The sequence below is a fragment of the Rahnella sp. BCC 1045 genome (assembly GCF_019049615.1).
Taxonomy (GTDB): domain Bacteria; phylum Pseudomonadota; class Gammaproteobacteria; order Enterobacterales; family Enterobacteriaceae; genus Rahnella; species Rahnella contaminans.
In genome coordinates this window covers 1-11,416 of the sequence record NZ_JAFMOZ010000068.1, presented here as the reverse complement: position 1 = coordinate 11,416, position 11,416 = coordinate 1, and the positions used below count along the sequence as shown (strand labels likewise).

11 protein-coding genes and 2 pseudogenes are annotated in these 11,416 nt (G+C 51.2%); 5 read left to right on the top strand and 8 right to left on the bottom strand.

Annotated elements, in window-relative coordinates:
• Both J1782_RS00790 and J1782_RS00785 read right to left on the bottom strand, forming a co-directional pair.
• Nucleotides 1-103: GtrA family protein (locus J1782_RS00790; RefSeq protein WP_254302873.1), on the bottom strand; the 103-nt coding region annotated here is incomplete at its 3' end.
• A gap of 640 nt (nucleotides 104-743) precedes the next feature.
• Nucleotides 744-1,163 (bottom strand): annotated as a pseudogene (locus J1782_RS00785) (tyrosine-type recombinase/integrase); the annotation flags it as partial.
• 153 nt (nucleotides 1,164-1,316) lie between these two features.
• On the opposite strand from J1782_RS00785, the gene J1782_RS00780 reads away from it, so the two are divergent.
• Nucleotides 1,317-1,544 (top strand): phage tail terminator-like protein, encoded by a 228-nt coding sequence (locus J1782_RS00780; RefSeq protein WP_217152050.1) that lies wholly within the window; start codon nucleotides 1,317-1,319, stop codon nucleotides 1,542-1,544.
• Nucleotides 1,545-1,598: 54 nt separating this feature from the next.
• On the opposite strand, the pseudogene J1782_RS00775 reads toward J1782_RS00780, so the two are convergent.
• Both J1782_RS00775 and J1782_RS00770 read right to left on the bottom strand, forming a co-directional pair.
• A pseudogene (locus tag J1782_RS00775) lies at nucleotides 1,599-2,624 on the bottom strand (IS3 family transposase).
• A gap of 172 nt (nucleotides 2,625-2,796) precedes the next feature.
• On the bottom strand, nucleotides 2,797-3,756 hold the full coding sequence (locus J1782_RS00770; RefSeq protein WP_217152048.1) for a zinc-binding dehydrogenase: 960 nt from the start codon (nucleotides 3,754-3,756) through the stop codon (nucleotides 2,797-2,799).
• Nucleotides 3,757-3,893: 137 nt separating this feature from the next.
• Between J1782_RS00770 and J1782_RS00765 the strand changes: the two genes are divergently transcribed.
• Entirely contained in the window at nucleotides 3,894-4,778 is an 885-nt protein-coding gene (locus tag J1782_RS00765; protein WP_152326408.1) for a LysR family transcriptional regulator, read from the top strand.
• 23 nt (nucleotides 4,779-4,801) lie between these two features.
• Here the strand turns inward: J1782_RS00765 and J1782_RS00760 are convergent, their stop codons facing one another.
• Nucleotides 4,802-5,137: a hypothetical protein gene (locus J1782_RS00760; protein WP_152326409.1), complete on the bottom strand. Its 336-nt coding sequence runs from the start codon at nucleotides 5,135-5,137 to the stop codon at nucleotides 4,802-4,804.
• Between the two features lie 346 nt (nucleotides 5,138-5,483).
• Between J1782_RS00760 and J1782_RS00755 the strand changes: the two genes are divergently transcribed.
• The 3 genes from J1782_RS00755 (at nucleotide 5,484) to J1782_RS00745 (ending at nucleotide 8,178) form a co-directional block, all read left to right on the top strand.
• On the top strand, nucleotides 5,484-6,899 hold the full coding sequence (locus J1782_RS00755; RefSeq protein WP_217152043.1) for a sugar porter family MFS transporter: 1,416 nt from the start codon (nucleotides 5,484-5,486) through the stop codon (nucleotides 6,897-6,899).
• A gap of 34 nt (nucleotides 6,900-6,933) precedes the next feature.
• Nucleotides 6,934-7,488: a sugar O-acetyltransferase gene (locus J1782_RS00750; protein WP_193333150.1), complete on the top strand. Its 555-nt coding sequence runs from the start codon at nucleotides 6,934-6,936 to the stop codon at nucleotides 7,486-7,488.
• A 294-nt stretch (nucleotides 7,489-7,782) separates the two neighbouring features.
• Entirely contained in the window at nucleotides 7,783-8,178 is a 396-nt protein-coding gene (locus J1782_RS00745) for a cupin domain-containing protein (protein ID WP_152326502.1), read from the top strand.
• Nucleotides 8,179-8,238: 60 nt separating this feature from the next.
• On the opposite strand, the gene J1782_RS00740 is transcribed toward J1782_RS00745, so the two are convergent.
• The 3 genes from J1782_RS00740 to J1782_RS00730 are packed head-to-tail and all read right to left on the bottom strand — an operon-like array spanning nucleotide 8,239 to nucleotide 11,016.
• Nucleotides 8,239-9,147 (bottom strand): MurR/RpiR family transcriptional regulator, encoded by a 909-nt coding sequence (locus J1782_RS00740; RefSeq protein WP_217152037.1) that lies wholly within the window; start codon nucleotides 9,145-9,147, stop codon nucleotides 8,239-8,241.
• Nucleotides 9,148-9,205: 58 nt separating this feature from the next.
• A complete protein-coding gene (locus tag J1782_RS00735) occupies nucleotides 9,206-10,126 on the bottom strand; it encodes a PstS family phosphate ABC transporter substrate-binding protein (RefSeq protein WP_217152036.1) in 921 nt (306 codons plus the stop codon).
• Nucleotides 10,123-11,016 (bottom strand): substrate-binding domain-containing protein, encoded by an 894-nt coding sequence (locus J1782_RS00730; RefSeq protein ID WP_256443849.1) that lies wholly within the window; start codon nucleotides 11,014-11,016, stop codon nucleotides 10,123-10,125. The genes J1782_RS00735 and J1782_RS00730 overlap by 4 nt, the downstream gene beginning before the upstream one ends.
• Between the last annotated feature and the right edge of the window lie 400 nt (nucleotides 11,017-11,416).

The window sequence follows — 11,416 nt, the reverse complement described above, 5'->3', positions numbered from 1 at the left end:
GTCTTGATTTAAACGTAAATAAACTATTCAGAATAAAACTAAATATAATCCCGACAATGTATCCAATAGCATTTGCAGTATACAAATTTAATTTTGCGTACATGAGGGAGAATATGATAACTCCAGTTACCCCGGTGTTCAAAAGTCCAACAATCATATACTTAACCAACAATTTATTAGTAGACACTCTGAACCCGCTTGAATCATTACCGTAAGTTGAAGGGTAATAGTAGTTAAAATTATTATGATAACAAGCGTTAAGATAATTTAAGATAATGATTACGTTATATTTACACCTTCAATACCTATTGATTTCTTTACACGGATCAAAATTTAGAATCTTCTGTTTAAAGATCAGCTTACTAAGATTTTTCTCTCATGGCAGACTTCACAATCCAAAAACATCATGATACATACTGTATGTATGAACAGTTTTGTTGGGGTGCTTATGGCGAAGAAGGATTTGGGTTTTGACATTGTTTACCGAGGCGAAACTCGCGACTGGATAGAGTCGGGTACATACGTGTTCTTCCAGCGGCTAAAGAAGCGCGGCGTCGGCTTCTGGCTGGGTCAGGCATATGACGATTGGTTTGGGTTTACTTTGGAGGAGCCAGTGAGAGGACAGAGTATCTGATGTCACTGCGGAGTAACGAGCCGCAGTTGGGCGGGCTCCATGATGACCCGGATGATTTCTTTCTGCGAGGGTGACAAATTAGTGACGCACCTACAGTGCCGCAAGAGTGTCACTGATATGTCATTACTTTCCTGTGTGCCACTTGTGAATGCAGGATAGTCCAGTTAAAACAGCTGATTATATCGTCTATCTGCTTCGCGTGCTCCGTTAAATGATTCGGCGCCAGATGCGCGTACTGCCCTACCATCTTGATCGACTCCCAGCTGCCCATTTCCTGAAGAACTGACAACGGGACCCCGGCCTGAATCAGCCAGCTTACCCAAGTATGTCTCAGGTGGTGAAAGCGGAAGTTTTCGATCCCGGCGCGTTTCAGCGCCAAACGCCATGCCGTATTCGTATCGGCACGCATTTCTCTAACTGCCGCGGTAACTGACCCGTCAGAACGCTTGCTCGCGGTGGTGTGAACAAATACCCATTTTTGATGGTTGCCAATCTGCTCACGTACCACTTTGCAGGCGTCATAGTTTAAGGTTGGTACCAAATCCATCTACTTCTGCAACAACGAGCCTTATGCATATCTGCTGGAGTTCGGCCATTCCAAACAGGCACCCGGTGGCATTGTGCGCATCACCGCTGAAGAGTTTCAGCGTTTCTTTACTGAATCAGTGCAGGAGGTGAGACCGTGAGCCAACAGGTTAAAACTCAGCTGCTTGAGGCGCGACTCGGTGAGTGGACAGAAGCGCGGAGGCTGCCGGTTGCTTTTGACAATATCGGGTTTAATCCTCCAGATGGAATCTATCTGGAATCCCACGTCATGCCCGCAACGACGACTGCTATCGACCTCAGTCGGCAGGCCAAAGTGTTTCGCGGAGTCTACCAGATTAACGTTATCGCCCCCGCCGGTACCTGACCCTGACCCCGAATATGATCCAGTCATTATCAGGAATAACCGGCCTCATGTTGGTTATGTATTCTGGCAACCGGCAGACTTCTCAGCAAATTCTGACAGGGTCATCCAGCCTAGCGCAGAATGGGGACGCCTCTGGTTATAGTGTATGCGCCAGGCCTCGATTTTGCACCGTGCATCCTCCAGAGAAATAAACCAGTTCTCGTTCAGACATTCCTGCCTTAACCTGCCGTTGAATGACTCCACCGTCGCATTGTCCGTCGGTGTCCCCGGGCGTGAGAAGTCGATTCTGATGCCTCTTTCGTACACCCATCTATTCAGCATTTTCCCTGCAAATTCATAACCATTATCGGTTTTCAGCAACTGAGGTAAAGGACGTCTGAGCGCTATGCTATTCAGCATTTCTGCCACTTCTTTTGAACGCAAATTCTGCCCCACGCAGATCCCCAGGCATTCGCGGGTGTACAGGTCGATAACCATCAGCAGGCGCAGTCGTCGCCCGCCAAACAATGCATCAGAGACAAAATCCAAGCCCCAGACGTGATTCGGATACAGACCCTGCTCACAGTAGAGGCGGTAGATTCTTTTGTGATTATCGCGCCAGCCTTCCCGCCTGAACATCACGTGTACCCGGCGGTAACCGTAATGCGGTTTCGGTGATCTCGCGGATGCGCAGGCACAGCGCACTGTCATCGGCAGCAACGGAACGATACCTGAACGGTCTGCGGCTGAGTCGCAGCGCAAAACAGATTTGTCTTTCGCTGGCACCGTATCGGGTCTGTAAATCCCTGACCCATTCGCGCAGACGTGCCAGCGTCAGCTCTTTTTTGCCAGCACGTCCTGCATCATGGCCTTATCGAGGCTAAGGTCTGCAACCAGCCTCTTCAGCCGCAGATTTTCCTCTTCCAGCTGCCGCATATGTTTGGGTTCAGAAGGGGAAATTCCGCCGTACTTCTTGCGCTACGTGTAAAAAGTGGCATCAGAGATACCCAGCTTACGGCAGACATCCGGCACGGACGTCTCCAGTTCGGCCTGCTTCAGGGCAAAAACAATCTGCTCTTCGGTGAATCGTGACTTTTTCATTGGCACATCCTCCGTTCAGGGGAGTCATTATCATGCCGGAATTCTGTTTCTGAATGGAGCAGGATTTTGGGGCAGGGTCAATTTTCGAACAGAGAAAAATACTGTAATAACAAGGGTTATAACGGTTGTATTCGAATCCTGCAGGGTTCAAAAATCCGCTAAACAATTTCCCCTATGGCACCAACACAATCTTACCGCTGAAGCTTCGGGTTTCCAGCAGTCGGTGTGCATCTGCGCCGGATGATAATGCAAACTGAGTAACTGGCGGAAGAACTACGCTGCCTTCTTTAATCAGGGCAAAAAGCCGGTCTGCGCGGTACTGGCGCTCTTTGGCGGAGGTCAGGTACGTCCAGAGATCGGCGCCCAGAATGCCGTGAGAATTGAGCTGGAGGCGGGTTGGGTCGAATTCAGCAAGCGCTCCGCCGGACATACCGAACAGCACTACACGGCCGCCGTCTTTTAGGGAATCCAGACTTTGGGTTAGCGTTGTTCCCACGGAGTCGAATACCACATCGCAACCTGCGCTCTGCCACACACGTACCTGCTCAGGCCAGGTGTCATAATTTGCAGCAGCATCAGCGCCAAGCTCCAGACAAGATTTCTGCTTTTCCAGGCTCGATGCAACAGCAAAGGCGTGGATGTCCTGATGTTTTAGCATCTGAAGCAATAAACGCCCGACGCCACCCGCGGCAGCCAGTACTGCGACGTGCATTCCGGCACGTAAAGGCAGCACATCGTGAAGCAGATAATCGGCAGTCAGGCCTTGCAGCAAAACAGCGGCGGCATCAGTTTCAGACAGCCATTCCGGTAAGCGGATTGCGTGGTCGACCGGCACCCGGATATGGCTGGCGTGCGCCAGCGGGACATCGGCAAAACCAACGCGATCGCCAGTTTTCCAGCCGGTCACATTTTCACCAACAGCAATGACCCGGCCAGCCCCTTCATAACCTGCGATATACGGCGAGGTTCCTGCCAGCGGATAACGGCCCTGACGGCGGTAAATGTCAGCAAAATTTAGCCCGGCTGCGGTGACCGCAACCAGTAATTCTCCTGAAGACGGAACAGGATCGGCCGCCTCATGCATATGCAATACATCGGCCGAACCCGGATTTTCAAAAACCAGTGCTTTCATTGCCTTTCCTTAACTTAATCTTTGTGAATATTGCGGCGATTATCGTGAAGCGGTCGCAGGAGATAAACAGCGCTCTGCTTTATTTATTCGATAATAAAAATTTATAATGCTTCATTTTATCCTCACGGAGCAGAGCAATGGATTACCTGAAGTGTGTCGAATCATTCATCACCGCGACAGAATCCGGAAGTTTTACGGCCGCCGCCGATAAGCTGGGTATCACGCCTGCTATGGTCGGTAAGCACATCCAGATGCTGGAGACTCGCACGGGCTGCGTGTTGATTAACCGGACCACCCGGCGTCAGGGGCTGACGGAAGCAGGGCACCGTTTTTATCTTTACGGAGTGCAGATCCTCGCAACGATTGAAGATGCCGATTCTCTGGCGCGTCATCTTAACGAACAGGTGACGGGCATGCTGCGTATCAGCGCGCCGGTTGCGTTTGGTCAGCGTATCCTCACGCCAATATTGTCGAAATTTCTGCAACGCTATCCCGCCGTCAACGCCGATCTGGTTCTGAGCGACCGGCGCGTGGATATGATTGAAGAGCGTTTTCAGATAGCGATACGCATTGGTAATCTTCAGGACGAAGGATATGTCGCCGTTCCTTTACCGCCTTATGAGATGGTGCTTGCAGCCTCACCGTCGTATCTGGAGACTCACGGAACACCGGCAACGCCCGCTGATTTAGCCCGCCACCATTGTGTCAGTTTCAGCCAGTGGCGCTCCGCTCATCGCTGGCAACTCCTGGGGCCGGACGGTCAGATTGATGTAGATATCGTCCCGCGCCTTACCGTGGATTCCGGTGAAGCTATCCGTCAGGCCGCGTTATCTGGTCTGGGCGTAGTTATGCATTCCTGCGTCACGCTGCAAGATGATATAGAGGCCGGACGGCTGAACCGCGTATTACCCGATTACGCGCCGGTATCGAGACCCATGCATTTACTCCGTTTACCCATAAGGCCCGCCGCTACCGTGGTTTCATCTTTCTTTGAATATTTTATGCAGCAATTAATCCCGTAACCCGGCACGCCTGCTAGTGATGGTCACATCATCGGGTAAGTTATCTTTTTCTTCACTTTCCCCAGCTTATCGCTGGCTTTTTCCGACAACTCAAACAGGACCGGCAAGATATGCGCTGAGGCTTTCAGGTAGGCGCTGACCTGCAAAATGCCTTCGGGCGGCAACAATTCTCCGTTCTCCAGCCCTTCACTCAGGCACAGTAAGCCTTGGCATAAACCTTCGGCGGATTCTGACGCCAGTGCGCTCAGGTCGTAAAGCTGCCCCTCGTTAAAATTCCCCAGATCCAGCCCGGCAACCAGTGAGCGAAAAACGGTGACTGAGTTTTGCTGAAATGCTGTGCCGCTTTCGAAATTCATCATGATGTTTATCCCGAGTCAGTAAAATTGAAGCAGCTTTCCGGGCCGCCTTTACCGGGTTGACTCTATTCCTGACCGAGAAATAAAGAAACAAGCTGTATGTATTTACAGTGTTTTTAATTCAGATTTGGAAAGTGTCTCGCAAATCGTGAGGGCTCGGCTGACACGTTTATTTAATGTGATTGCTGCGGGCTGGTGATCTTGATCACAAAAAATCCGGCGCAGCACGATTGTTTATATATGTACCCGTCCTGCTCTCACTGCCGGGGGGCGTTGTGCTTATCGTGAAGACCGGATTTATTTTTTTCTGATGTCCGTCGCTGTGTTTCCTTCTATCCGGAGAAAAAAAATGTCGTCATCTGATGTAGCAAAACTGACTGAAAATCCACTAAAAAATACCAAAGTGATGAACCTCTTTGTGTCTTTCGCGGCGGCGATGGCCGGGCTGTTGTTCGGCCTTGATATCGGTGTGATTTCGGGTGCGCTTCCCTTTATTACTGACCATTTCGTCCTTACCAGCCGGCAGCAGGAATGGGTCGTCAGCATTATGATGCTCGGCGCGGCATTCGGGGCGCTTGCCAATGGCTGGCTCTCTTTCCGGCTGGGGCGCAAATACAGCCTGATGGCCGCAGCATTATTGTTTGTTCTCGGTTCGCTTGGCTCAGCGTTTGCTTCAGGTGTTGAAATTCTGATGGTTTCTCGTCTGATCCTCGGATTTGCAGTTGGCATCGCCTCTTATACTGCGCCTCTGTATCTCTCTGAAATGGCGTCAGAAACTATCCGCGGCAAAATGATCGCGATGTATCAGCTGATGGTGACTTTCGGTATTTTGCTGGCCTTTTTGTCTGATACGGCGTTCAGCGCAAGCGGCGACTGGCGCGCCATGCTGGGGGTTCTGGCGATCCCTGCATTAGTTCTGATGCTCGCGGTCTGCTTTTTACCCAACAGCCCGCGCTGGCTGGCGGCGAAAGGACAACATATTGAAGCGGAACGTGTGCTGCGGATGCTGCGCGATACCTCTGAAAAGGCCCGTCAGGAACTGAATGAAATTCGTGAAAGTTTGAAGTTAAAACAGGGCGGGTGGAATTTATTTAAAACCAACAGCAATGTGCGTCGGGCGGTGTATCTCGGCATGTTATTGCAGGCCATGCAGCAATTTACCGGCATGAATATCATCATGTATTACGCGCCGAAAATTTTTAATCTGGCAGGATTTACCAGCACACAGGAACAGATGATTGCCACGATTATTGTCGGCCTGACGTTTGTGCTGGCGACTTTCATTGCTATCGGCATGGTTGATAACGCGGGGCGTAAACCTGCGCTGAAAATAGGTTTCAGCGTGATAGCGCTCGGGACGCTGGTGTTGGGATATTGCCTTCAGCAGTTTAATCACGGAACGGCGGGAGCCGGGCTTTCCTGGTTGTCGGTGGGGATGACGATGATGTGTATCGCCGGGTATGCCATGAGCGCTGCGCCGGTGGTGTGGATCCTGTGTTCTGAAATTCAGCCCCTCAAAAGCCGCGACTTTGGGATCACCTGCTCAACGACCACCAACTGGATTTCCAACATGATTATCGGTGCGACTTTCCTGACGCTGATGGACAATATTGGCGCCGCAGAAACATTCTGGCTGTACACCGCACTGAATCTCGCTTTTGTTGTGATTACTTTTATTCTTATTCCTGAAACGAAAAACGTAACGCTTGAACAGATTGAAAGAAATCTGATGGCAGGGAAAAAACTGCGGGATATCGGGCAGTAAGCCGGTTGAAAAATTTTTGAACAGGGAGAAGATTATGTCTGCGCTGACAAGCATGGTTAACGGTCTGGATTATCCGATTAATGATGAAGAACTTATTGAAATCCGCTACCAAACCCGGGACAAAGTGGACGAGTTTAATGCACTGGGTGCGCGTCAGGTGGCTGAGAAAGACAGCCTGATCAGAAAAATATTCGGTCAGGTTGGGCACAACGTGCATTTTGAAAAAGGCATGCGTATCGATTACGGTATTAACACAACGTTTGGGGACAACGTTTTCATCAATTTCAATTTTGTCCTGCTCGATTGCGCGCCGGTGTGTATTGGGAATAACGTTTTTATCGGGCCAGATGTGCAAATTTATACCGCTCAACATCCGCTGGATTGTGATTTACGCAGGGAACATATCGGGAGCGCGCAACCGGTCACAATCGGTGATGATGTCTGGATTGGCGGAGGGTGCATCGTTCTGCCAGGCGTCACCATCGGAGCGGGAAGTACAATTGGTGCTGGCAGCGTAGTGACTCGTTCTATTCCAAAGGGCGTTGTTGCCTGTGGTAATCCGTGCCGGGCGGTTCGTCGGGTAGATTAATTGTGTTAAATAAATTCCTAAGTCAAATTTCAGTGTTAAAAACATAAAAAAGCCCGCTCCAGGCGGGCCGCAAATGCGAAAAATACAATATTTCTTAAAGTTCGCAAAGGATGAATGAAATTCTAATAAAAATCAATAAATTATCAATTTTTCTAATATTGAAGCTGCCGTGCTTTGTGTTTTATTTATGAATCCCGCTCATAGCTCCTTTCATATTTTGTCATCTAGTCGTTTAAACGGAATGTCTGTACCTTTTATCAGAACGAGAAAACGGAGAGTAAAATGTCTGACAAAATGAGAATTACCAAAAGCGGTTCTGTTCCTTCACAGAATGGCCCGGAAAGCTATTTTACCGGCAAGGTGCGCATCGATACGCCATTCAGCGGTACTGAATCTGCGCGCGTCGGGGGTGCAACCGTGACGTTTGAACCGGGCGCGCGCACCGCATGGCACACGCATCCGCTGGGCCAGACGCTGATCATCACTCACGGCCGTGGCTGGTTGCAGGAAGAGGGCGGTGAAATTCGTGAAATGAATGTCGGCGATATCGTGTGGATCCCTGAAGGGGTTAAACACTGGCACGGCGCTACGCCGGAAAATGCCATGACTCACATTGCAATTGCCGAATCTCTTAACGGCAGCCCGGTGGAGTGGCTGGAAAAAGTGACCGACGCTCAATATCAGATGTGATTTTGGGGATCAGAAATGAGCGCGATCCTGTCCGGTTGTCCCGGACGGGGTTTCTGCGTCTTAATATCCGCGCGGATTTTTGCGGGGCTTGGTCATGGAATTACTCAGCTCATAAAGCCGGTTCATGGTCTGAAGCGGGACTTTTGGTGAAGAGGCGGCCAGCGCCAGCACCAGAATTTCGAGGCAAATGACAGGCGTGCCGTGGACGGGGATTTTTTCCGCATCAGCGCTGCGAGGAATAAACACCACGCAGTCCGCTTCTTTGATAAAAACGGATTCGGCCGAGCCGGTCAGTAAAATAGTTGAAATCCCCAGGCGTTTGGCTTCTGCCAGCGTTGTGACACCTTCCCGATGGGCGCTTCGTTGCGCCATCATAATCAGCACATCGCCCGGACGCATGCCGATCAGTTGCTCACTCAGCGACGCGCCGGTACGGTTAAGCACATACGCGGGCGTCCCGTTACGGTTGAACAGACGGGCGGTATATTCCGCCAGCAGAGAGGAAGCTCCGATGCCAAAAATGGCTATCCGGTCGGCGGTTTTCAACAACGCGTTGGCACGCGAAAGTGCCAGCCGGTTCTTCTCCTCCGACAGCATCTGGCAGGTATAAAGATAGCCGTCGAGCACGAAATCAATGCTGGAATTGGTATCCGGAGTCAGGGAATTCACCGTAGTTGCCATTTTTGCCGACGACGTCAGCGTCTCCCCGAGATAACTGGCCAGCACATTTTTCAGGTCGCGCAGGCCGGAAAATCCCAGCGCCTGAATGGCACGCACGACCGTAGCATCTGAGCTTTGGGTATCCGCTGCGATTTCCATGGCGGTTTTATCCAGCACTGCGCCACGGTGAGTATGAATATACTGCGCAACAGCAAACAAGCGTGGCGATAACTGGTTTTTACGCAGGCGGAAACGTTCGCCGTAGAGATCCGGGCCGGAGCGGTTGGGTTTAGTTTTCGGGTTTTTCACAGTTACGCCTGTTCATTCACATTGCTGCCATTTTTTTACAGTGTACTTCGGGAGCGACTTACAGGTTTGCCAGTCTTTGCCGCTGATAAGCCAGCATCGACGGTTCCAGCGGCACGTATCCTTCCGGGCTGTGGGTCTGATCAGCCACAATAGTTTGCCCTTCATCAGACAGCGTCATTTCCAGCCAGGCTTTAACCAGCGGATCCAGCGTGGCTCCCGGCGGCAGGTCAAAGCAGAGCGAAACATAGCTTGAAAGCGGATAGTTCCCCTGCGCCACATTGACTAAATCCGGCGAATAAAATGCGGTGTTTGCTTCTGAGGCCAGCGGCAAAATACGCACGTCGTCAGAGAACAGTGCCGCGTTACACCAGCCCAGACAGCCCGCCCCGAACGGGTCTTGCGCCACGGCTTCAATCACGGCGCGGCGATCGGCGAGGCCTTCATAATGGGCAGGATAATGGCGCCCGGCCAGATGCGCATACCGGAATGCGGTGGCGTATTTCCCGTTATCTCGCAGGCCATAAAGATGAATGCGCCGTTTATGCCATTTGCCTTCGAGCCCTAGTTGCTGCCAGTTAGTGATATCTCCGCAGCTTTGCCCTGAAGAGAAAACCGAGGCCAGCTGCGCCATCGTCAGTCCCGCCAAAGGGTTATCACGGTGAACATAAATCGCAGGCGGACTTTTGGCTTCCGGTCGCGGTCCGTGGCCGGTATATCCGACATGGATTTCCGTCGGCCGGTAACCTTTTACGCGCTCAAAAGCCGCCAGTTCATGAGGCCACGGCGCGCGCGACATCGGTGCCAGCCAGCTGGCATCCGCCGCCAGTGCCATAATCGCCGTTGACGAGCCTTCCAGCGTGCAGTCGAAAGAAATTTCCGGATTCGCTTCGCGGAAAAGTGCGCACCACGGAAGGATCAGAGAGGCCATGCCGTCATTTCCGACAATCGGCAGCGGGAGATTTACTGTGTTTGAATTCATGAATGCACCGCGAATATTGCACGCTGCTGAGCGAGCTCAGCAGGTTCCAGAGGCAGACAGGTTGTCTCTGCGATTACTGTCTGACCGTCATCGGAGAGCAGGAAACCGGCCAGTCTATGTGCGTCGTGGCCTTCACCGGCGGGCAGATAAAGAGACAGAAAACGGGTAAGCGGGTCGCGCGCCTGGCCCGTCAGCGTCATTTTACGTAATAGCGGATGTTCTCCGGCGGAGTCAGCAATGCCAATGCCGTCTGGCATATTCTCAAGCCGCGCCAGAAGCGTGGCCGAATCCAGCACATATTCAGTCCGCGCAGTCAGCTCACGTCCGGCAAATAAATGCTTTTGTAAAAACACCTGAAGGGCGCTGTCTTCCGGCAGGCTCAGCGGCAGAATACTGGCATCGTGAGAAGACGAAAGGAGTTGTCCCCAGTTCGAAAAATCACCCTGTGCATTTCCGCGCGTGAAAATCTGTGAAAGTTGCGTCACCGAAATTTCAGTCAGCGGATTACTGTGATGCACGTACACGGCTGGCGTTGCCGGACTGACCGCCAGCTTCACAGAAAACGGTGCCGAGCCGCGCTGCTTTTTATACGGCACGGATTCCGTGGGCGTAATTTCTCTTTCAATCAGCGCCATCGTGGAACGTCGGTTAATCAGAAAGGCAAACGCGGCATCGTCATGGCAAAAAGTGGCGGCGACCGGAATATCAGGGTGAACGCGACGGAATGCCGCAATGATTTTTTCAACCAACGGCACAAGTTCTGGCTTTGCGGTAATCCTGATAACGCTTTTCTTTTCAGAGGGGTACTGCGCTGGAGCGGGCAGGGGGCTGTCCGGGTTCAATCTGTTATTCCTTCTGGCTGAGTCTTTAAAACTTGCGCGATCATGCATAACTCTTCTCAATGATGCATGAGAAGAATTATCATTATCCTTTAAGAATCATGATGAAGTACGTAACTGTAGTAGTCAACGCTACGAAGGTGTGTCGGGATATCAGGGCTATTCCGGGCGAGTTTTGCAGAACAGATTACGAAAATAATATATTCAATTTCAGAGGGATATAAAAAATGAAATCCCGGTTTTTACTCCGCCGGGCTTCTCTTTTTTCCACTTCATTGCCTGACGTTTACTACTACAGCCCCATGTGATGGAATGATAATCATTCTAATTTAGTGAGCCCTTTGATTCCTTTAAGATTGAGCAGGAACTGGCCAGCGGCGCCCGGTGTTTCGCGCAATAAGCGAGTCAGTAATCAGGTTTTCTTCCTGAGAAAGTCGGCACGGATATGCTG